Below are 21,855 nucleotides of genomic sequence, written 5' to 3'. Positions count from 1 at the left end.
TGGGACATCGGGCCGGGACTCCGCGCAGGACAGAGAGTCGATCACGATCCTCTGTTCGCCGGAGCCCCGGTGCCCATTGAGTCCGGATTGCCCATACCGGGACGGAGGCCGGACCGCGCGTGCGCGGCCGGCCAACTCGCAGAGCTGAGGCAGATCATTGTGCCCGGCGGTCCTCACGATGAGAACCCCCTTCCAGCAGCCGTCATGTCAGCGAACGCGTCGACTCCTCATCGCGGATCGCGTCGCGACGGACACACTGCGTCGAACCTCACAGGTTCTCCAAGATACGGTCGATGAGCGCTTGCACCGCTGCTCCTTGGGAGGCGGTCAGCGTCCCCTCGTCGACCTGTCCGGCGGCCCAGTCACCGATGTCGGTCAGACGCGCCCGGGCTCGGTCCACGTGGTTGTCGACGCCCCCGTTCGCGACATGGGTGGTCCAGGCCGCCTTGACCGCGGCCTCGGCCTGCCGAGCTTTGTCACTCGCCTGCGATACGCCTGGAGCATCCAGGCCCGCCACCAGGTCACGCAGCTCCGCGGCTGCCTCCTTGGCCTCGCCGAAGCCGCCGAGGACGGTGTCGACGCCGAAGTCGTACGAGCCCGATCCGACCTCGAACACGGCGGCCCCGTGCTCCATGCGGAGGAAGCGGATCCCCTTGGCGGTGTCGGCCGGCCGGCCGCCCTCGGTGACCGCCCAACGGGACTTGGACGGGACGTGGACCTCGGCGACGGTGTTAACCGGCACGTTCACCTTCAGATCGAAGGCTCCGGCGTCGGTGCTCCATTGCGAAGAGAGGGTGCCGTAGACGGTCTTGAGGCTTCCTGATCCCTTCGTCAGGTTTCCGCCGGGCACCGGCGCAACGCGGGAGCGCTTGTAGCCGGGCTCGATCGCGGAGAGGCCGCCGATGTTCTGGAACATCCAGTCGCCGACGGCGCCGTAGGCGTAGTGGTTGAAGGAGTTCATCTCGACCGGGCCGAAGCTGCCGTCGGGCATGATCGAGTTCCAGCGCTCCCACATGGTGGTGGCGCCGTTGACGACCTCGTAGCCCCAGGACGGGTAGTCCTTGTGTAGCAGCATCTTGTACGCCAGGTCGTCCCGGCCGATCCTGCTCAGGGCGGGCAACAGCAGCGGTGTGCCGATGAAGCCGGTCCGAAGGTGGTAGTCGGCGAGCGCCAGCTTGGCCACGAACTTCTCACCGACCTTCTCGACCAGCTTCGGGTCCGAGACCAGGTCCATGCGGAGGGCCATCGCGTACCCGGTCTGCGAGTTGCCCTTCACGGTGCCGTCGGCGCTGACATAGGCCTTGGTGAAGGCGTCGCGGATGTCGGCGGAGAGCTTGCCGTAGTCGGACGCCGAGGCGTCGTCGCCCAGTGCCTCGGCCACCTCCGCCATCATGCGGGCGTTCTCGGCGTAGTAGGCGGTGCCCAGGATGCCCTGCTCGGTCGGGTCGTTCAGGTGCAGCCAGTCGTTGGTGAAGAACGTCGTGCGGCCCGGTTCGAGAAGGTCCGCTCCGGCGCTGGTGCGCACGAACTGGAAGAACTTCTGCATGGCCGGGTAGTTCTCCCGCAGGATGCTGGTGTCGTTGTAGGAACGCCAGACGTGGTACGGCACGGTGATCATCACGTCGGACCATCCGACGCCGCTGTCACCGAACTGGCCCTGCGGGGTGGGGACGACCGCTGGCAGGTTGCCGTTGGCGTACTGGGAGTTGCGGACGTCCGCCATCCAGTGGGACAGGAACGCGCGGGTGTCGACGAGGTAGTTGGCCGTCGGGGCGAACAGGCTGATGTCACCCGTCCATCCCAGGCGCTCGTCGCGGGCCGGGGTGTCGGTGGGGATGGAGAGGAAGTTGCCCCGCTGGCTCCAGGAGATGTTGCTCACCAGTTGGTTGAGCATGCTGTCCGAGGTCTTGAGCGTGCCGGTGGTGGGAAGGTCCGATCCCCATACGACACCCTTGACGTCGTCGAGTGCGGGCGCCTCGTTCACCCCGGTTATCTCGATGTAGCGGAAGCCGTGCTGGGTGAAGGTGGGCTCGTAGGTCACCGTTCCGGACTTCGCGAAGACGTAGCGGTCGGTGACCTTGGCGCCGCGGAAGTTGTCGGTGTAGAGGGTCCCGTTCTTGTTGAGCACCTCCGCGTAGCGGATCTTGACGGTCTGGCCGGCGGAGCCGGTGAGCGTCAGCCGGGAGACGCCGACCATGTTCTGACCGAGGTCGTAGACGTAGGTCTTGGTGGTGGGCTCGGTCTTCTTCTGGGCCTGGAGCACCTGGGTCCGGCGCACCGGCTCGTCGCTCTGCGGTACGAGCAGGGCGGTCCGGGACTGCATGCTCGTAGCGGGATCCCACGTCGTGTCGTCGAACCCGGGCCGGCTCCAGCCCTCCGGCTTCAGCCGGGCGTCATAGGTTTCGCCGTCCTGCAGGTCGGCCTTGACGTAAGGGCCGTCCCCCGCCTTCCAGTCACCGTCCGTGGCGATCCACTGGACGGAGCCGTCGGTGTAGGAGATGCGTATCTTCGCCACGAGGGCGGGAGTGTCCCCGTACTGGCGGCTCCAGCCGAGCCCGACCTTGCCGGCCCACCAGCCGTTCGCGAGGGACGCGCCGATGACGTTGTCGCCGTCCTTAAGAAGCTTCGTCACGTCGTAGGTCTGGGCCTGGATGCGCTTGTGGTAGTTCGTCCAGCCCGGAGCGAGCACCTGGTCGCCGACCGTCTCGCCGTTGAGCTCCAGCTCGTAGATACCGAGTGCCGACGCGTACACCCGCGCGGACGCGATCTCCTTGCCGTCGCTGGTCGCGAAGGCCTTGCGCAGCAGCGGCAGCGGCCGGGCCCCGGTGCTGTAGAGGGCGTCCGTGGTGCCGGACACCGCGAGGGCGGAGTCGACGATCTCGCCGCCGGTGAAGGGGTTCCGTCCGGAGGCGAAGTCCGTGTCGAGCAGGGTGCCGCCGTCAGCGCCGGTGACGACGGCGTCGTAGACCGTTCCCCGTTCGCCGCAGCACGCGTGGGTGCGGAAGCCGATGTAGCCCTTCGTGAAGGCTGAGTCGGTGAAGGTGTTGACCAGCTTGCCGTCGAGGGTGGTCTTGATGGTGGTGCCCGCCGCGTCGTAGCGGACGGTGTGCCGACCGGTGAGGAGATCCGCGTTGGTGAAGCCGTAGGACGTGAGATCCACCTGCTGAACCACGCTGTAGTTGCCCTTGACCTGCTTGTGCAGCCTCAGCATTGGGGTCGAACCCGTGACGTTGAACTGCCACATGTATCCGTTGCTCGGATCGGGTGCGCGCAGGAACATGCCGAAGGCGGCGCTGTCGAGCTTGAACTCGACCGTGGCGGTGTAGTCGGTCCACTTGTCCAGCTCACTCGGAGCTGCGGGGCGGGTGATCCACTGGGCGCCGTCCCAGTCACCGGAGTCCAGCAGACCTGTCTCGAATAGCGCGGGCGTGCTCCACGGGCTCGCCACTCCCTGGCCATCCCAGGCGCGAACACGCCAGTAGTACCGCGTGGCAGACGTCAGATCAGGACCGCCGTACTTCACGCCGACCTGGCGGTTGGACGTCACCTTGCCAGACGACCACACATCGGCCGCCCCCGGCTCGCGTCCGACCTGCAGTTCGTATGCCTGCTGCGTGGTCGCCCGCCGGGCCGAGGCCAGCTGCCAGCCGAAGACCGGGGTCTCGCCTCCGATGCCCAGCGGGTCCACGCGGCCGTTGGTACTCAACCCCTTCACCGCGAACGGTTCTTCCGACGCCGACGCCCACCCGCCGCCCCCGGACGCCGGCAGGGCCACAAGGCTCCCCAGCACCGCGAGCACTACGAAACCCCTGAGGAACACAAGCAGGGCTGAGCGTTTCTCACTCATGACGGCTCCGATTGAATCGTTTCAATTTATCACATTGCCCGGACGTTACTTATGTGCCGCGAAACACGTCAAGAGGTGGCGAGCAGGTAACTTCGCGATTACCGGAACATCCGATCATCATCTGACACTGCCAAGCAGGACCGAGGGCAGGTGCGCATGATCGTCTGCGACGGGCTCAAAGGCCTGCCCGACTCCATCTCGGCCGTCTGTGTCGTCCACCTGATCCGGGCCTCGTTCCGCTACGCGGGCCGCCAGGACTGGGACAAGATCTCCCGCGCACTCAAGCCTGTCTACACGGCCCCGACCGCAAGTGCGGCGGAGGACTGGTTCCTGGAGTTCCAGGAGGAGTGGGGCGCCAAGTATCCGGCGATCGTGCGGCTTTGGGAGAACGCCTGGGCCGAGTTCGTACCGTTCCTCCAGTTCGACGCCGAGATCCGCCGCGTCGTCTGCACCACCAACGCTGGAGCGGCTGAACCGGGAGATCAGGCGGCGGGCCGACGTCGTCCAGGTCTTCCCCAACCCCGCCGCCCTGGACCGGCTGGCCGCCGCGGTCCTGGCCGAACTCCACGACGAATGGCAGGTCCTCGACCGCCGCTACCTCTCCGAAGCCTCCATGGCCGAACTCCTCACCGACAAACCGGCACCGCAGCGGCAGATCTCCGCGCAAGCGGCACCCAACGAGCTCGACTGACTACACCACCTCGCGGGACACCATCTCACCAGGGCCCAGTGGGAGGGACAGACTGTCCCTCCCACTGCACGTCCTGTCCGGCTCAGACTCGCTCCTGCGTGCATGTAGCGCCCTGACAGTGCTGCTCGAAGTGCACGTCCGGGCGCCATGTGCCGTGCACGGGTCGTTGGGCCCCGGGTGCCGGGAGATCTTCGAAAGTTGGGTGACTGAGCGTGAGTACACGGCGAAAGCTGTCTCGGGCAGGGCTGGTCGCAGGGGCGTGCGGGATGGCTTTGTCGGTGCTGGCGGTGCCGCAAGCCTCCGCGCACCACGGTTGGTCGGAGTTCGACACCACACGTGCCTACTACCTGTCAGGTGAGTTGACGAACGTGCGGTGGGGCAGCCCGCATGTCGAGGTGACCATCCAGGTGGAGCGGACGGCTGTACCCCAGGGCTGGGCCGATCGTGAGATCCCGCAGGATGCCGAGGCCATGGGCACTCGCGACACGATGAAGGCCACACGCCCCTACGACGGCGGCCGCAAGGAGCTCAATCTGGTGCTGGCGCCGCCGGAGACACTGCGCGAATGGGGCTTGGATCGTCGCCTGGAAACCGGGGAGAGTCTGGAAGCGGTCGGGTTCCTGAGCCGTGATCACGACGATGAGCTGCGTCCGGAACTGATCTATCTGGAGAACGGGCAGGCCGTGCGGCAGCGGTTGTTGGCGCTGCCGGACAAGCCCGTCCCACCGGGCGGTTCCGACGAGTCCTCCACAGACACCGGCGATCAGCAGAGTTCAAGCGCAACGGAGCAGGCTTCGGATTCCGGAACGTCCAGTGCTGTGGTGTGGACGGTGACCGGGGCCGTGGCGGTGCTGGTGGTGGCCGGTGGCGCCGTGTACCTGCGGCGCCGTAGCACGGGGCAGTAAGCCGTGTCGGCTTTCTTCGACTGGCTCGAACAGTCAGGGCTGGCCGAGGCTGTGCGGACGACGCCGTATCTGTATGCGGTGCTGGAGTGCATCCACGTACTGGGGCTGGCCGTGTTGGTCGGTCCGGCAGTGGCGTTTGATCTACGGCTCCTGGGCCTGGGACGGCGTCCGCTGCCGGTGACGGCGGCCGCCCGTCATCTGCTCCCGCTGGCCCAGATCGGATTCGTCGTCGCCGCGCTCACCGGCGTCTTCATGTTCATCTCCGGTGCGGTGTCGATCGCGGCCAGTGGAGCCGCGCCCTTCAAGCTGGGGCTGCTCGTCGTTGCCGGGATCAACGTCGCCGTCTTTCATCGCGGCGTCTACCGCAGTGTCGAGAGCTGGAACAAGGACGTACGTCCTCCGGGCGGAGCCCGTGCCGCTGCGGTGATCTCTCTGGCCTCGTGGACTGGCGTCACCGTTTGCGGGCGGCTGCTCGCCTACACCTGACCCGGGTCGGCTGCGGGACGCGGCCGACTCGCTGTGTGCCCAGGCCGTACGTCAACACAGCGTCCGTACGTCGGGCACAGTAAAGGTCACGGCCCCCGGGGTTCGGTAGTACCGGGCCCGGGGGCTGTTGCGCTGCACTTCAGGCCGGGGCTTCCCGTAGGCCGGCGCAGCGGCTGTTTCCCATCCGATTCCGAGTAACGGCCGCTCTGCCGCGGCCGGGAGCCGCCATGAGAACAAAAAGAGTGCTGGCCGGTGCTGCAACCGCCGTTGCGGTACTGGGCGGATACGTGCTGTGGCCGGGAGGCGCAGCGTCCTCCGAGACGCGGAGCCGCGCCGACCGGCAGGTGAACGCACTGGTGAAGGCCATGACCCTGGACGAGAAGATCTCGTTCGTACACGGGTCGACCGATCCCGAGAGCCGGGGCCAGGCAGGGTTCATGCCCGGCGTCGAGCGTCTGGGCATCCCGCCGCTGCGACTGACCGACGGTCCCGCCGGGATCCATCTGGCGCAGAAGGCAACAGCCATGCCCGCTCCCGTGGCCCTGGCATCCACCTTCGACGACCGCCTGGCCCGTGACTTCGGCAAGGTCATCGGCCGGGACGGCAGGGCGCTGGGCCAGGACGTCCTGCTGTCTCCGATGACCAACATCATCCGCGTCCCCTACGGCGGCCGGAACTTCGAGACATTCGCCGAGGACCCGCTCCTCTCCTCACGCATGGTCGCTCAGGAGATCGCCGGCATCCAAGGCGAAGGACTGATGGCCACGGTCAAGCACTTCGCGGCCAACAACCAGGAACGTGACCGGCAGACGCTCGACGCGCGCGTCGGCGAGCAGGCCATGCGCGAAGTCGAGCTGCCGCCGTTCGAAGCCGCGCTCAAGGCGGGCGCGAGCTCGTTCATGTGCGCCTACAACAAGGTCAACGGCGTCTACGCCTGTGAGAACGAGGAGCTCCTCGACAACGTGCTGCGCGAGCAGTGGGGGTTCGAGGGGTGGGTGATGTCGGACTGGAGGGCCACGCACTCCACGAAGTCACTGAGCGCGGGCCTGGATCAGGAGATGCCACTGGGTGAGTACCTGGACGCGCCGCTGAAGCAGGCCATCAAGGACGGCAGCATTCCGCAGAGCGAGCTCGACGCGTCCGTGGCCCGGATCCTCACGCAGATGCACCACTTCGGCCTGTTGCGCTGTGCTTCCCCCGTCGGCGCCCGCGACGGGTGCGTGCTGCCCAAGCGGCCTGCCCTGGCGGGCACCATGGGCGATCAGGTCGCCCAGCAGGTGGCGGAGCAGGGAGCGGTCCTGCTGAAGAACGAGCAACACACCCTTCCGCTCACCGCCCGCTCGGGCAGCCTCGCCGTGATCGGTCAGCCCGCCCAGCGTCCGGTGATCGGTGGCGGAGGCAGCTCCGAGGTCACCCCGCGCACGGTCACCGCGCCGCTGGACGAGATCCGCAAGCGCGCCCCCGGCGAGGTCACCTATCGGCCCGGCCTCGATCTGACCGGCACCCGCATCGACGAGGGCGCCCTGCAGCCGGCCTTCCCCGCGAACGGGATGGACCTCGGCTACAACGAGGAGAAGACGTTCACCTCCACACTGACGGTCAGGACCGCCGGCCTCTACAGCTTCACGGTCAGCGCCCCGCAGTCGATCTCCTTGCTCACCATCGACGGCACGGACGTACTGCGCGGCTCACGCAACAAGGCCGCCCGCGGCGCCCTGCAGCTGAAGCCCGGCACTCACGAGGTCAAGCTGCAGCTGCGGGTCATCCGATCGACCGACCACGTCAGCATGTCCTGGGTCACGCCCGAGAGCGTCGCCGCCGACCGCGCCGAGGCAGTAAAGGCAGCCAGTGCGGCCAGGACCGCCGTCGTGTTCGCCTTCGACGACGGCACCGAAGGCTTTGACCGCACGGATCTGTCTCTCCCCTTCGAGCAGGACAAACTGATCGAGGCGGTCACCCGCGCCAACCCCAACACCATCGTCGTGCTTAACACTGGATCGGCCGTCACCATGCCCTGGCTGAACCGCGTCAAGGCCGTCCTCAACATGTACTACCCCGGCGGGATGGGAGGCCGTGCCACCGCCCGGCTGCTGTACGGGCAGGCCAACCCGAGCGGGCGCCTCACTCAGACCTTCCCGACCTCCGAGGAGCACACCTCTGTGGCCAGCGACGCGTCCGCCTACCCAGGACGCGACGGGGTGGTCACCTACAGCGAAGGCGTCAACGTCGGCTACCGCTGGTACGACAAGACGGGCACCCGGCCGCTGTTCCCCTTCGGATACGGCCTGTCCTACACGTCGTTCGCCTACAGCCACCTCAAGGCCCAGCCCACCAGGCACGGCCTCTGCGTGACGCTGAACGTGCGCAACACCGGCTCGCGCACAGGATCGGACACCCCGCAGATCTACCTCGGCCCGGACTCCTCCTGGCACGGCGAGCAGCCCACCAAGGCACTGGCCGGCTACACCAAGGTGACGCTCAAGCCTGATGAGCGCACCACGGTCCGTATCCACATCGACCAGGACAGCCTCCGGCACTGGAACGCCGACACTCGTCAGTGGGACGCCGGCCGGGGCGCGCGCACTGTGTGGGCCGGCACCTCGGCCATGCACCTGCCCCTGCAAACCCGCGCTCACCTGCGCTGACCTGACCTGTCCGAAGGCGGTGGGGGCAGCCGATCGGCTGCCCCCACCGCCTTCCGTACTCATCCTTGCAGGAGTGGGTCGGCCCATGGCCCGGGGCCTGGCAGCGTCGCCGCCCCGGTCAGCGCGACTCCAGGACGTCGCGGATGACGGGCATGGCGGTGAACACCTTCGGCCACCCGGTGAAGTAGGCGGCGTGGTTCAGCATCGCGTCGACCTCGTCATCGGTGATCCCGACGTCCATCGCCTTGTTGAGGTGGACGCTGATCTGGCCGCTCTGGCTGGTCGCGATGAGCGCCACGACGGTGATCAGGCTCCGGTCGCGCGGCTTCAGGTCCGGGCGCAGCCACAGGTCGTCGAAGAGGACGTCGTCCGTGTCGTCGACGACTCCCTGCGAGACGCCGCCGTACTGCTCCTGGACGCGCTCCTCGCGAGCCCGCTCGGCCTCCTGGTCCTGCGGGAGCAGTTCGGGGTCCCGCTCGGGGAGCTGGTCGGCGTCGATCCGGTGCGCGGCGAACACCTTGGCGATCACCGGCACCGCTGCCTTGGCGTTCTGCCAGCCTGTGTAGAACGCGAGGTGGGTGACCGTCTCCGAGATCTCCGCGGCGGACAGCCCGTCGTCGAGGGCGCGGTCCGTGTAGTGGCCCAGCTCCTGCGTCTGCCCGTTGGAGATGAGCACCGCGATGGTGATCAGGCCCCTGTCGCGACGCGAGAGGCTGTCGTCGTTCCAGAGCTCCTGGACCCGCTCCTTGTCGTACTTCGCCAGTGCCGGGGAAACCGACTCGACCTGACTGGTGCGGGAGCGGGGTAGGGCGGTCGAGCCGGAATCGGCCTGGGCGGTGTATCCGACGAGGAGCGTGCCCGCGGCGATCGTCCCGATGAGGGCAAGTGTCCGGCGCTTCATCATGCCCCCTGCACTCGCTTTCCACCCAGGTACTGGTCGTCGGTGACGTGCTCCAGCCAGTCCGCGGTGACTCCGTCGACGGCGTAGGTGATGGCGATGTGCGCCATCGCACTGTCCTTGGTCGCCCCGTGCCAGTGCTTTACGCCCGGTGCGAACCAGACGACGTCTCCCTTGTGGACGGTGATGCGCTTCTTGCCCCACTCCTGCACCCACCCGGTGCCCTTCGTGATGAGCAGACGTTGCCCGTCGGGGTGGGTGTGCCAGGCGGTACGGGCTCCCGCGGAGAACCGTACGTCCGAGGCCCGCTCCGAGTTCTCGTCGCCGGCGTACTGCGACTGGATCGACACCTCACCGGTGAAGTTTTCCGGAGAGCCCGGCACGATCGCTCGTTCGTCGTCACGCGATACGACTATCCCCGGACTTGAGGTAGCAGTCGCGGCGCCGGCGGCCGGTGCGGAGTCCGTCGCAAACCCGGTGAGCAGAATCGCGCTGCCCGCGACACCGGCGAGCATGGCTGCTCCGGTTCGTCGAGAGGCATTGGTCATCGATACTTCCAATCTTTGCAGGGTGGTTGGGATCAGCTGGCGTGCTCGAAGGGCGGTCCCTGGGCGGCATCGCCAGGAGGGCCTGCCAGCAACAGGGACTGGGAAACGTGGCGGCGAGGCCCACCATCAAGCCGGTCAGGAGGACGATGGGGGTTGCGGCCGTGGCGCCGGGGAGGGATGGGCAAGGCAGCCCGGCAGATGAAGTCCCTGTGGCCAGAGTCTGCCTGACACATTGTCAGTCACGAAAGCGCCCCGTAAGGGAGAGTTTCTCCCAGGGAGAATCTCTCTCTGTCACCTCCCTGGTGCCGTCGGGCACAGTCGCCACAGCGGCCCCCATGACCGCTATGAGGCGCCCCCGATGTTCCGTCCATGGGAGATTCCATGAGCTCCGAGCCCGCCACCCCGCCCGACGCCGACCGGGCACGCCCCACACGGCGCACGGTGCTGGCCACCACCGCGGCAGCCGGCGGCGCACTGACCGTGGGCGCTCTGCCAGACTTCATGGAAAGCACCGCGCAGGCCACCGAGCAGGCCCCCACCAGTGAGGTGACGGTCACCGTCAATGGCACCCGGCACACCCTCACCGTGGACAACCGGACGTCTCTGCTGGACCTGTTGCGCGAACACCTGAAGCTGACCGGAACGAAGAAGGGCTGCGACGCGGGCGCGTGCGGCGCCTGCACCGTCCTCGTCGACGGCCGCCGCGTCAACGGCTGCCTCACCCTGGCCGTGCGCCTTCACGGACGCGAGGTCACCACCATCGAAGGCGTCGCCCGCGCCGATCAACTGCACCCATTGCAGCAGGCGTTCATCGATCAGGACGCCTTTCAGTGCGGCTACTGCACGTCGGGGCAGATCATGTCCGGTCTGGGCTGCATCAAGGAAGGCCACGCCACCTCCGGCGACCGGATCCGGGAGTCGATGAGCGGCAACATCTGCCGCTGCGGCTGCTACCCGAAGATCGTCCGCGCGGTCGAGCAGGCCGCCCGCCACAGCTAGACGAGGCCCCCTTCATGCACCCCTTCGCCTACCACTCCGCCACCACCGTCCCCGAGGCCGTTCGGGCCGCGGTACGAGGCGCTCGGTACATCGCCGGCGGAACGACACTGGTCGACCTGATGCGGGAGACCGTGGAACGCCCCGACGAGGTCGTCGACATCACGGCCCTGCCCCTGAAGGAGATCCGTCCCGCCAAGGACGGTGCCCTGCACATCGGCGCCCTGGTGACCATGGCCGAGGCCGCCACGCATCCTGCCGTGCGCGGCCGATACCCGGTGGTCAGCCAAGCTCTGGAAGCCAGCGCTTCCGCGCAGCTGCGCAACATGGCCACGATCGGCGGGAACCTGCTGCAGCGCACCCGCTGCTTCTACTTCCGGGATGTAAGCGCCGCCTGCAACAAGCGCCAACCGGGATCGGGCTGTGCCGCCCTCGGCGGCTACAATCGCATGCACGCCATCCTGGGCGTCTCCGACTCCTGCGTGGCCACGCATCCGTCCGATGTGGCGGTCGCCTTCGTCGCGCTCGGCGCGGTGGTCCAGCTGCGCGGCCGGGACGGCGAACGCCGCCTGCCGCTGGCCGAGTTGCTGCTCAAGCCCGGAAGCACGCCGCACCGCGAGCACGCGCTCAAGGAGGGTGAGCTGATCACCGGGATTGAAATCCCCGCGCACACGCGCTCGCTCGCCTCCGGCTATCTCAAGGTCCGTGACCGGCAGAGCTACGAGTTCGCTCTGACCTCGGCGGCGGTGGCCCTGCACCTCACCGGCGGGCGGATCACCACCGCCCGCGTCGCGGCAGGCGGTGTGGGCACCGTGCCGTGGCGGCTGGAGGCCGTAGAAGAAGCCCTGGTCGGGCAGCGGCCCCGGCCCGGCCTGTGGTCCGAGGCCGCCCGGCACGCCACCCGAGGTGCCCGCCCGCTGCAGCACAACCGGTTCAAACTCCCGCTCCTGACACGGACCGTGGAGCGGCAGCTGACCGAGATCGGAGGCACTCTGTGAGCCAGCCGTCCGCCGCCGTCGGCGCCCGCGTCTCCCGGGTCGAAGGCCGCGCCAAAGTCACCGGTGCCGCCACCTACAGTGCCGAACACGATGTACCCGGTGTCGTGCACGCGGTCATCGTCGACGCGACCGTCAGCCGCGGCCGCATCACCGGAATCGACACCGACACCGCGCTCGCGCTGGACGGTGTGCTCGCCGTCATCAGCCACCTCAACGCGCCGCGTCTGCCCTACCGGGACAACAGCAGCAGCAACAACCCGCCCGGCCGACGGCTGCGCGTCTTCCAGGACGACGAGGTCCACTTCCACGGCCAGCCCGTCGCCGTCGCCGTGGCCACCACCCTGGAGCAGGCCCAGCACGCCGCCCGCCTCCTGCGTGTGTCCTACGACATCCGGCCCGCCGAAACCGACCTGGAGCGGGGGGAGCCCGGCACGGCCAGGACCTACGAGCGGGGCAACCCGGTCGAGGAGCTGGCCAACGCGCCCATAAGGCTCGAAGCCACCTACCAGTTGGCCCGCAACCACCACCACCCGATGGAGCCGCACGCCACGATCGCGTCCTGGAAGGGCGACGAGCTGACCGTGCGGGACAAGACGCAGTGGGTGGTGGGCACCCAGACCGAACTCGCCGCGGTGTTCGGCCTCGAAACCGCCCAAGTCCGCGTCATCTCCCCGTTCGTCGGGGGCGGCTTCGGCAGCGCCTTGCGGGCCTGGCCGCACGTGACCGTCACGGCTATGGCCGCCCACGTTCTGGAGCGGCCGGTCAAGACGGTCCTCACCCGCAAGCAGATGGCCTTCGACACCGGCTACCGCCCCGCGTACCGCTATCGGCTGCATCTGGGCGCCACCCGCCGCGGCCGACTGATCGCCGCCGACCACGACGTCCTCGCCGAGACCTCCCGCTACGAGGACTTCACCGAGGCGGTGCTGAGCAGCGGGCAAATGCTCTACACCACCCCCCACGTCCGCCAGAGCTACCGCAAGGTCCCGCTCGACGTCAGCACCCCGCTCTACATGCGCGGTCCCGGCTACGCCACCGCCGCGTTCGCGCTGGAGTCGGCCGTCGACGAACTCGCCCACCAGCTGGGCATCGACCCCATCGAACTGCGCCGGCGCAACGAACCGGACGCCGACCAGTCCAACGACCTGCCCTTCTCCACCCGGCGTCTCGCCGAGTGCTACACCACCGGCGCCTGGGAGTTCGGCTGGCACCGACGCAGCCCCAGGCCCCGCTCCCGCCGCGAGGGCAACTGGCTGATCGGGCTCGGCATGGCCGCCGGCGTCTACGACACGCTGCGCAACCGGGCCCAGGCCCGCATCCGGCTCGAGGCCGACGGCACGGCCCGCGTCGAGGCGGCCGCCAGCGACATGGGGCCGGGCACCTACACTTCCCTGTCCCAAGTCGCCGCCGATGCTCTCGGGTTGCCGCTGAAGCGCATCGACACCCGGATTGGCGATTCCACCATGCCGCCCACCCCGCCGCACGGTGGCTCCCAGACCATGGCCAGCGTCGGCTCCGCCGTCCAGGACGGTTGCGACACCGTACGCCGCGCCGCCATCGACCTCGCTGTCAGCGACCCCGACTCCCCACTGCACGAAGCCGACCCCGAGAAGGTCGTCGTACGCTCCGGGCGCCTCCACCTCACCGATCAGCCCGCCCGCGGTGAGACCTATCAGCAGCTGCTGGTGCGCAATGGGCGCACGCACCTGGAGGCCACCGGCACCTTCGCCCCGCCCACCGGCGCCAAACGCCACTCCCTGTACGCCTATGCCGCCACCTTCGCCGAAGTCGCGGTCGACGGCGACCTGGGGCTCCTGAGGGTTCGCCGCCTGCTCGGCGTCTACGACGCCGGCCGCATCATCAGCCCCACCCTCGCCGACAGCCAGGCCCTCGGTGGCATGGTCGGCGGAATCGGGACCGCGTTGCTCGAGCACTCCGTCACCGACCACCGCGACGGCCGTATCGCCAACGCCAACCTCGCCGACTACCTGGTTCCCGTCAACGCCGACATCGGTGACCTGCGCGCCATCTTCCTCGACGGCAATGACCCCATCGTCGACCCGATCGGCGTCAAGGGGCTGGGCGAGGTGGTGCACGTCGGTGTCGCCCCGGCCATCGCCAACGCCGTCTTCAACGCCACCGGACGACGCGTCCGGCAACTGCCCATCACCCTCGACGCCCTGCTGTAACCCCTGATCGCTTCCTGCCGTCAACGGCCACGCCCCCGAAGCCGGGACGGCAGGAGGCACCGCGTACGAGATACGAGACGAGCCTGACGTGCTGAACATCGCCGCCACCCTCGCCCACTGGTGCCGCACCCGCCGCCCCTGCGCCGTGGCCACCGTGACCGCCGCCACGGGCAGCACCCCGCTGCCCGTGGGCACCTCCCTGGCGGTCGACAGCGACGGCAACGTGGCGGGCAGCATCTCGGGCGGCTGCGTGGACGGCGCCGTCTACGAACTCTGTCGTCGGCTGCTCGCTGAGAACGGCGCGCCCGAACAGGCCCGTTTCGACTCCTCCGACACTGACGCGTGGGCTGCGGGGCTGATGTGTGGCGGCAGCATCAGCGTGTATGTGCAGCCCATCCACCCGGCCGACCAGGCCCCTCTGGCCACCGCGCTGACCGCTGCGGCCGACGAGCGAACCGTCGCGCTGCTGCAGATCACCGAGACCGCCGACCCCGACCTGGCGGGCCGCGTTCTGTCCCTGCCCGCGGACGGAACCCTCACCCCGCAGCTGCCGGTTCCTCCGCAACTGACCACGCGCGCCGCAGCCGCCCACCGCACCGGCACCAGCAGCCTTGTCCACGCCCCGGCGGGCCCGCACTGCGCCCCCGCCAGTGCCCTGGTCCACACTTGCCGCCCTGCACCGGACATGCTCATCTTCGGAGCGGTGGAATTCGCCGACGCCCTCAGCCAGGCCGGCCGCTTCCTGGGCTACCACGTCACCCTGTGCGACGCCCGCCCCGTCTTCGCCACCCGCGACCGCTTCCCCCACGCCCACGCCGTCGTCACCGACTGGCCGCACCGCTTCCTCGCCCACACCTCCACCGACGAGCGCACCGTCGTCTGCGTACTGACCCACGACACCAAGTTCGACATCCCGCTGCTGCGGGACGCGCTGCGGCGGGATGTCGGCTACGTCGGCGCCATGGGCTCACGCCGCACCCATGAACACCGCCTCGACCTGCTGCGGGCGGAGGGCGTGAGCCCCGGCGAACTCAAGAGCCTGAACGCGCCGATCGGCCTGGACATCGGAGCCGCCACCCCGCAGGAGACCGCGATCTCGATCGTCGCCGAGATCATCGCTCACACCCGCGGGCGCCCAGGTATGCCGCTCGCGGACACCAGCGGCCCCATCCACGCCCGTACGTCCTACTGAGGGACCAGCTTCAGGGTGGCCGCCCGTGCGGCGTCCGCGACCATGGGATCCACGTAACGGGCCCCGTAGCGGCCGTACTTGCTGCGGTAGGCGGCGTCGATCCGTTCGTTGAGCGCCGGATCGGGCTCGTCGACGAAGGTGACGTCCCTGCTCACTCCGCCCGAGGAGATGTGTCCCTCGTGGCGCTGCTGCGTGGCACGGAACCAGACACCGGTCCGGCCGCGGTGCGCACGGACATACGGGTCGTCGCCGACTCGGACCACCCAGATCGGCGTCGGAGAGCGGTGGGTGCCGTCCGCACGCAGCGGAGCGATCTCCAGTTCGTCGGCGTTCTCGATGCGGGACAGTTCCTGGGAGCTCCAGCCTGTCATGCTCATCGTTCCTTTCTTGGTCTCGGGGCTCCGGATCAGGCGGCGACCGGAGCGCCGAGTGGGGCATCGGTCGGCAACTGCGCCAGAGCCCACAGACGGTGGCTTGAGCGGCTGCCCGGCCGCGCGGTCCAGCTGACCAGCCGCTGGTCCGGATCGATCGTGCTGGCCAGGGTGCTGCTCTCCAGTTCCAGCGTTCCCGCGACGGGATGCCGCATGGTCGTACCGCGGACCTCGACCGCCACCTGATACGACGACCACCACTCACGGAAGGCGGCATCGCGCTCGGCGAGTTCGTCGACCAGCGCCTCCAGCCGGGCACTGCCCACGTTGGCCGAGGCTTCCATCCGCAGCTGAGCCACCGCCTGCCGGGCCACGTCCTCCCAGTCGGCGTGCACCTCCCGCATCCGCGGATCCGTGAAGATCAGCCGGACCCAGTTGCGTTCCGTCTGCGGGATCCTCGCGAAGTCGGTGACCAGGACCGACGCCAGCTGGTTCCAGGCCAGCACGTCCATGTAACGGCCCAGGACGAGCGCCGGAATGGCCGTCAGCCCGTCCAGCAGCCGTCGTAGCTGGGGCTGCACGCACTGGGTCCGGGGCCGCCGAGCCGCTCTGGTCTCCTGGTCGAGCAGACCGAAGACGTAGTGCCGTTGCGTGTCGTCGAGTCGCAGCGCGGACGCAACGGCTGCCAGCACGCTCGGGGTGACCGCGATACGCGCCTGCTCGATGCGGCTGTAATAGTCCGTGCTGATCGCGGCCAGTTCAGCCACTTCCTCTCGCCTGAGTCCCGGCACCCGACGCGGCTCGTCCCAGACCATGAGGCCCACCGCTTCCGGGCGCAGCTCATCGCGCCGGGCCCTGAGAAAGGCCGCAAGTTCCTTGGCACGTTCCCTGGGCATCAACGGCCGTCCTCTGGACCCGGGACACCCACGCTGGGCAGACGCTGCGGAACCAAAGCTGGATTTCTGGGAGAACCAGCCAGATACGGGATCGCGAAGCAGGGGAGTGCCATCTGTCCGATGCCTTTCGTTCACAAGGCGAGCGGTCACAGCACGGCCCCCCCGGCGGAGACGCGCCGCGCGCTCACGGTGTGCTCACCGCTATGCAACAGCGCTTCTCAGGCCCTGGGGAGAGCCTGTTGGGCGGGGTACTCGCAGGGTCTCCCCGACTCCAGGACGCGCCCATAAGCTGGCGGTTTTGCGATGCCTGGGGAGTTCCTTGATTTTTCCATGACCTTGAACGCCGCTGCCGGAAACGGCTGGGCAGGGTGAGGTCGAAGACGGGGCAGGGCCCACTGGACGGGGCTACTGGGACGGCGCCGCGGCGGTGTTCCGGTCTTTGGTGAGCACGTGGTCGAAGGAGACCACGGTGAACTCGTTGTAGTTGTCCGGCGAGAAGCGGATCTCTTCCTCCCAGTCGTGGAGCATGACCGTCCGCTTTCCGGTGATCTCCCAAGTTCCGTGGTAGAGGTTCCGGGTGCCGTGCTGATCCTCGTGCCACTCGTGGTCGCTGGTGAACCGGATCTGCTGGTGCAGCTCGGTGTCTCGGTGGTTGCTCCAGACGCCGATCACGTCCTCCTCAGTGATCGGCCTGTCGATGGCCGTGGCCGAGACACCGGACGTGCGACCGGGCACAGGAGCCGTGTGTGACGGGTTGGGCGTACCCTTCCGCGCAGAGCTTGCGTCAGACAAGGTGTCCGAGCTGCAGGACATCAACGTCACCATCAGTGAAGCCGCCAGCAGGGGCGCCAGCTCGCGGTGCAACTCGCTTGTCTTCATCTGCTTTCCCCCTCCTCTCGTGGGTTTCGCCACCGCGTCGAAGCACCGACACGAACGACCTCTCAGGGACGCAGAAGCGTCTTGATGGCGCGGCGTTCGTCCATGGCCTGGTAGCCCTCGGCGGCCGCGGACAGGGGCAGAGTGAGGTCGAAGACGCGGCCGGGGTTGATGCGGCCGGTCATGACGCGGTCGACGAGGTCGGGCAGGAAGCGGCGCACCGGAGCGGGGCCGCCCTGCACGGCGACGTGGGAGTAGAACAGGGCGGCGCCGTCGAGCGTGACGCCGTGCGGGAGGCCAGCGATGCCCACGCCGCCGCCGGGCCGGGTGGAGTTGAGGGCCTGCTGGGTGGACTGCTCGGTACCGACGCACTCCAGGACCCGGTCTGCGCCGATGCCGCCGGTCAGGTCCTTGACGCGGGCCACGCCCTCGTCACCACGCTCGGCCACGATGTCGGTGGCGCCGAACTCGGTGGCCAGCTTCTGGCGCGACTCGTGGCGGGACATGGCGATGATGCGCTCGGCGCCGAGCTCGCGGGCGGCCAGCACGGCCGAGAGACCGACGGCTCCGTCACCGACGACGGCGACCGTGTCACCGGGCCGCACCCCGGCGGCGACGGCGGCCCACCAGCCGGTGCCCATGACATCGGAACAGGCCAGCAGGTCGGGAACCTGGGCGACGGTGGGCAGTTCGGGGGTGGCGACCAGGGTGCCGTCCGCGAGCGGGACACGGACGTACTCGGCCTGACAGCCGCCGACGAACTCGCGGTTCAGACAGTTGCTGGGGTAGCCGTTGAGGCAATTGGGGCAGGTGCCGTCGCTGGCGAAGAAGGAGCCGACGACGAACTGGCCCGGCCGTACCGTGGTGACCTCGCTGCCGACTTCCTCGACGATTCCGACGTACTCGTGGCCGACGAGGGCGGGGTCCTTGGCGGGGTTGATGCCGCGGTAGTCCCACAGGTCGGAGCCGCACACGCAGGTGGCGAACGTGCGGATCACGGCGTCGGTGGACTTGAGGATCTTCGGGATGTCGCGTTCCTCGACGCGGACGTCTTTGGGTCCGTACAGAACTGCTACGCGCATGGCGGGGCCCTCCTTGCCGCTGTTCGAGGCGTGGGTCAGAGGTCGCGGCCGCGGGGGCCGGCGTATTCGGCGTCGGTGACGTGGTCGAGCCAGGTGACGTCGTCGCCCTCCCACAGGGCGAGGTGGGTCATGAAGTGGTCGGGGGCGGCACCGTGCCAGTGCTCCTCGCTGGGCGGGGTCCAGATGACCTGGCCGGGGTGGGCTTCGAGGATCCTGCCGCCGCGGGACTGGATCAGGGCGATGCCCTCGACGATGTAGAGCGTCTGGCCCACTGCGTGGGAGTGCCAGGCCGTGCGGGCCCCGGGTGCGAAGTGCACCGCGTTCGCCCGCAGCTTCGACGGCTCTTCGCCGCGGTGGATGACATCGGCCCAGGCGTCTCCGGTGAATAGCTCCTCCGGCAGCTTGAGGGTGGCGGGCCGCTTCAGCAGTTCCAAGGGGTGGCTCCTTGCTTGTGCCGTGCTTGTGCGAGCCGCGCCGATGCGCGGCCCGGTTTGTCGGGGTGCCCCGACGGGGGCGGGTCAGCCGCGGAAGAGGTCCTTGGCCACGCCCATGGCGGTCATGGCGCGGGGCCAGCCGGTGTAGAACGCAAGGTGGGTGATGGCCTCGATCAGCTCGGACTCGCTCACCCCGTTGTCCTTGGCGCGGCCCAGGTGGTGGCGCAACTGCTCGGCGCTGCCGCTGGTGACCAGGCTCGCCACCGTGATCAGCGAGCGATCGCGGGCGGCGAGGTCGGGGCGTTCCCATACCTCGCCGAAGAGGATGTCGTCGGTGAAGTGGACCAGTTGCGGGGCGAAGTCGCCGAACATCTTGGCCGCGCCGGAGGGCTGTTCGTTGCTGGACATGGTTGCTCCCTTGCGGTCGAGCCCCGCCCGGTCGGCAGGACAGAGAAGTGCAGTGCGTGGTCGGTCGGGGCTACTGGATGGTGTAGCCACCGTCCACGGCCAGGGCGTGGCCGATGACGAAGCTGGCCTTGTCGCTGGCCAGCCACAGCACTGCCTCGGCGATCTCTTCGGGGCGGCCCAGGCGGCCGATGGGCTCCTGGGCCAGGAGGGCGTCCATCGCGTCGGGGTCGGTGGCGGTCATCCGCTCGACCATGGGGGTGTTGATGATGCCGGGGCACACGGCGTTGATACGGATGCCGCGGGCGGCGTACTCCAGGGCGGCGCTCTTGGTCATGCCGAGGACTCCGTGCTTGGAGGCGTGGTAGGGAGCCAGGCCGGCGATGCCGATCAGGCCGCCGATGGAGGCGCAGTTGACGATCGCGCCGCTTGCCTGCTCGCGCATCTGCCGCAGTTCGTACTTCATGCAGTTCCACACGCCACGCAGGTTGATGGCCTGCACGCGGTCGAACTCGGCGCCGTCGGCATCGGCGGTCTCCACGTTGAGTGTCTGGACACCGGCGTTGTTGTAAGCGGCATCCAGACGGCCGAAGGCGTCGACGGTCTGCTTCACCAGGTCGGCGACCTCGCTTTCCACGGCGACATCGCACACGACCGTAAGCGCCCGGTGGCCCTGGGCGGTCAGATCGTCGGCGGCCTGGCGGATGGCGTCCTCGTCGGTATCGGCCAGCACCACGGCGGCGCCCTCATGGGCGAAGGCGCGAACCGTGGCCAGGCCCATTCCGGCGCCGGCGCCGGTCACCAGGGCCACCTTGTCTGCGAACGACTTGCTCATCGACATGGCTCCGTTGCTTGTTCGGTAGGGATGTCTGCCGGTGTTGTTTCGGGGGATCAGGCGTCGCCGCGCCGGGCGGCGCTCATGCGGGGGGCGGCCAGCGCGGCGGCCAGGGCCACGGCGGCGGCCAGCAGGAGGCTGATGCGCAGGCCGTGCTCGAAGCCGGCCGAGGCGGACAGCAGCGCGCCGAAGACCGCTACGGCGAGGGCTCCGCCGATCTGGCGGCTGGTGTTGAACACGCCGCTGGCGGTGCCGGTCTGGTCTGCGGAAACGTGCTCAAGGAGCAACGCGGTGGTCGGCGGCATCACCAGGGGCCCGGACAGGCCGATGGGGATCAGCAGCAGCGCGGTCACCCACACGGGCACCGAGGCTGGGACCGCGGCCAGGGCGATCGATCCGGCCGCGATCAGGAGGAGTCCCGCGATGACCGGCACGCGCGGGCCGGTGCGTTCGGCGATCCGGGCGGAGAACGGGGTGAGGCTGGCGCTGAGCAGCATCATCGGCAGGAACGCAAGTCCGGCGCCGAGCGCGGACAGGCCGTGCTGCTGCTGGAAGTACAGGGAGAACAGGAACGGCAGTCCGTAGAAGCCGACCATGAACGCGAACCCGATGCCGGTGGCGACGACCACGGTCCGGGAGCGGAACAGGGTGAGCGGCACCATCGGGTGGGCCACTTTCGCCTGCGCGGTCACGAATGCGATCAGCGCGACGACGGCGATACCGAGCGAGGCCAGCACCTGCGGCGCGGTGAACCCGGCGGCTCCGGCTTCGATTGCGCCGAACGTGAGGCCGCCCATCGCGAGGATGGCGGTGATCTGCCCGATCCAGTCGAACGGGGCCGGCCGGGTCGGCGAGTGCGGGGTACGGGCCAACAGGGCCAGGGTGAGGATGCCGACCGGCAGGTTGATCCAGAAGATCATTCGCCAGGAGGCCAGGCTCAGCAGGCCGCCGAGCACCGGGCCCGCGGCGGCGGCGATGGCACCACCCATCGCCCAAACTCCGACCGCGCGCGCCCGGCGGTCCGGGTCAGGGAATGCCTGGCGCACCAGGGCCATGGAGGTCGGCATGGTGACGGCCGCGCCGATGCCCTGGACCACGCGCGCGGCGATGAGGACCGGCAGCGACGGGGCCAGCCCGCACGCCACCGAGGCGACGATGAACAGGCTCAGGCCGCCGGCGAACGCCTTGCGTGCGCCGATCCGGTCCGACAGGGCACCGGCCGACAGCAGCAGCGCGGCGAACATCAGTGTGTAGGCGTCGACCACCCACTCCAGGCCGGTGATACCGCCGCCCAGGGCGTCACGGATCGACGGCAGGGCGACGTTCACGATCGTCGCGTCCAGGGTGATCACGAAGAAGCCGAGGACGGCGGCCGCCAGCGTCGCGGTGGCGTGGCGGCTGGCTCCGGGCACGCCCGCCTCCGACGACCGGTGCGAGGAAGCGGTGAGAGGCATGACAGTGCGTGATCCTTCCTTGAAAGGGAGTTACCGGGGTTGCTTGCCCGGGCCACCCATCCACAGAACCACGCACCCCATCTGACCTGGGAGTCCTTGTTAGGAGG

General features: G+C 68.9%; 18 protein-coding genes and 1 pseudogene. 8 read left to right on the top strand and 11 right to left on the bottom strand.

Features of this window, described 5'->3' with window-relative positions:
- Nucleotides 1-268: 268 nt before the first annotated feature.
- A complete protein-coding gene (locus tag ABZX85_RS44375) occupies nucleotides 269-3,706 on the bottom strand; it encodes a family 78 glycoside hydrolase catalytic domain (protein WP_355882975.1) in 3,438 nt (1,145 codons plus the stop codon).
- Between the two features lie 300 nt (nucleotides 3,707-4,006).
- Between ABZX85_RS44375 and ABZX85_RS44370 the strand changes: the two are divergent.
- From ABZX85_RS44370 to ABZX85_RS44355, 4 genes and pseudogenes are all read left to right on the top strand, one after another.
- A pseudogene (locus tag ABZX85_RS44370) lies at nucleotides 4,007-4,538 on the top strand (transposase); the annotation flags it as partial.
- Between the two features lie 266 nt (nucleotides 4,539-4,804).
- Nucleotides 4,805-5,443, top strand: a complete 639-nt coding sequence (locus ABZX85_RS44365) for a DUF6152 family protein (RefSeq protein WP_355882972.1) — start codon at nucleotides 4,805-4,807, stop codon at nucleotides 5,441-5,443.
- A gap of 3 nt (nucleotides 5,444-5,446) precedes the next feature.
- The gene (locus ABZX85_RS44360; RefSeq protein ID WP_355882969.1) at nucleotides 5,447-5,929 is read left to right on the top strand and encodes a DUF6644 family protein; all 483 of its coding nucleotides are present in this window, start codon (nucleotides 5,447-5,449) and stop codon (nucleotides 5,927-5,929) included.
- 227 nt (nucleotides 5,930-6,156) lie between these two features.
- Nucleotides 6,157-8,574 carry a glycoside hydrolase family 3 C-terminal domain-containing protein gene (locus ABZX85_RS44355; protein ID WP_355882966.1) on the top strand — a complete coding sequence of 806 codons (2,418 nt, stop codon included), beginning with the start codon at nucleotides 6,157-6,159 and terminating at the stop codon, nucleotides 8,572-8,574.
- 118 nt (nucleotides 8,575-8,692) lie between these two features.
- On the opposite strand, the gene ABZX85_RS44350 is transcribed toward ABZX85_RS44355, so the two are convergent.
- Together ABZX85_RS44350 and ABZX85_RS44345 are read right to left on the bottom strand one after the other, a co-directional pair.
- Entirely contained in the window at nucleotides 8,693-9,475 is a 783-nt protein-coding gene (locus tag ABZX85_RS44350; RefSeq protein ID WP_355882963.1) for a carboxymuconolactone decarboxylase family protein, read from the bottom strand.
- Nucleotides 9,475-9,855: a cupin domain-containing protein gene (locus ABZX85_RS44345; protein WP_355882960.1), complete on the bottom strand. Its 381-nt coding sequence runs from the start codon at nucleotides 9,853-9,855 to the stop codon at nucleotides 9,475-9,477. The genes ABZX85_RS44350 and ABZX85_RS44345 overlap by 1 nt, the downstream gene beginning before the upstream one ends.
- Nucleotides 9,856-10,401: 546 nt before the next feature.
- Here ABZX85_RS44345 and ABZX85_RS44340 point away from each other — a divergent pair.
- The 4 genes from ABZX85_RS44340 (at nucleotide 10,402) to ABZX85_RS44325 (ending at nucleotide 15,395) form a co-directional block, all read left to right on the top strand.
- A complete protein-coding gene (locus ABZX85_RS44340; protein ID WP_355882957.1) occupies nucleotides 10,402-11,019 on the top strand; it encodes a (2Fe-2S)-binding protein in 618 nt (205 codons plus the stop codon).
- A 14-nt stretch (nucleotides 11,020-11,033) separates the two neighbouring features.
- A complete protein-coding gene (locus ABZX85_RS44335; RefSeq protein WP_355882955.1) occupies nucleotides 11,034-12,014 on the top strand; it encodes a xanthine dehydrogenase family protein subunit M in 981 nt (326 codons plus the stop codon).
- On the top strand, nucleotides 12,011-14,203 hold the full coding sequence (locus tag ABZX85_RS44330; protein ID WP_355882952.1) for a xanthine dehydrogenase family protein molybdopterin-binding subunit: 2,193 nt from the start codon (nucleotides 12,011-12,013) through the stop codon (nucleotides 14,201-14,203). Before ABZX85_RS44335 ends, ABZX85_RS44330 begins: the two co-directional genes overlap by 4 nt.
- 88 nt (nucleotides 14,204-14,291) lie before the next feature.
- Nucleotides 14,292-15,395 (top strand): XdhC/CoxI family protein, encoded by a 1,104-nt coding sequence (locus ABZX85_RS44325; protein ID WP_355882949.1) that lies wholly within the window; start codon nucleotides 14,292-14,294, stop codon nucleotides 15,393-15,395.
- Here ABZX85_RS44325 and ABZX85_RS44320 read toward each other — a convergent pair.
- The 8 genes from ABZX85_RS44320 to ABZX85_RS44285 all read right to left on the bottom strand — a co-directional run bounded on the left by ABZX85_RS44320 (nucleotide 15,389) and on the right by ABZX85_RS44285 (nucleotide 21,748).
- Nucleotides 15,389-15,766 carry a DUF2255 family protein gene (locus tag ABZX85_RS44320; RefSeq protein WP_355882946.1) on the bottom strand — a complete coding sequence of 126 codons (378 nt, stop codon included), beginning with the start codon at nucleotides 15,764-15,766 and terminating at the stop codon, nucleotides 15,389-15,391. The genes ABZX85_RS44325 and ABZX85_RS44320 overlap by 7 nt on opposite strands.
- Before the next feature lie 35 nt (nucleotides 15,767-15,801).
- A complete protein-coding gene (locus ABZX85_RS44315; protein ID WP_355882943.1) occupies nucleotides 15,802-16,662 on the bottom strand; it encodes a helix-turn-helix domain-containing protein in 861 nt (286 codons plus the stop codon).
- 405 nt (nucleotides 16,663-17,067) lie between these two features.
- Nucleotides 17,068-17,397, bottom strand: coding sequence for a hypothetical protein (locus tag ABZX85_RS44310; RefSeq protein WP_355882940.1), 330 nt, complete (start codon nucleotides 17,395-17,397; stop codon nucleotides 17,068-17,070).
- A 206-nt stretch (nucleotides 17,398-17,603) separates the two neighbouring features.
- A complete protein-coding gene (locus ABZX85_RS44305; RefSeq protein ID WP_355882937.1) occupies nucleotides 17,604-18,620 on the bottom strand; it encodes a zinc-dependent alcohol dehydrogenase family protein in 1,017 nt (338 codons plus the stop codon).
- A 35-nt stretch (nucleotides 18,621-18,655) separates the two neighbouring features.
- The gene (locus ABZX85_RS44300; protein WP_355882935.1) at nucleotides 18,656-19,054 is read right to left on the bottom strand and encodes a cupin domain-containing protein; all 399 of its coding nucleotides are present in this window, start codon (nucleotides 19,052-19,054) and stop codon (nucleotides 18,656-18,658) included.
- 84 nt (nucleotides 19,055-19,138) lie between these two features.
- A complete protein-coding gene (locus ABZX85_RS44295) occupies nucleotides 19,139-19,462 on the bottom strand; it encodes a carboxymuconolactone decarboxylase family protein (RefSeq protein ID WP_355882932.1) in 324 nt (107 codons plus the stop codon).
- 70 nt (nucleotides 19,463-19,532) lie between these two features.
- Nucleotides 19,533-20,300, bottom strand: a complete 768-nt coding sequence (locus tag ABZX85_RS44290; protein ID WP_355882929.1) for a glucose 1-dehydrogenase — start codon at nucleotides 20,298-20,300, stop codon at nucleotides 19,533-19,535.
- Nucleotides 20,301-20,350: 50 nt separating this feature from the next.
- A complete protein-coding gene (locus tag ABZX85_RS44285) occupies nucleotides 20,351-21,748 on the bottom strand; it encodes an MFS transporter (RefSeq protein ID WP_355882926.1) in 1,398 nt (465 codons plus the stop codon).
- Between the last annotated feature and the right edge of the window lie 107 nt (nucleotides 21,749-21,855).

This window comes from Streptomyces sp. NPDC004539 (assembly GCF_040610055.1).
GTDB lineage: Bacteria > Actinomycetota > Actinomycetes > Streptomycetales > Streptomycetaceae > Streptomyces.
Note: the sequence above shows the minus strand (reverse complement) of the source record. Positions and strands in the feature narration are given on the sequence as shown.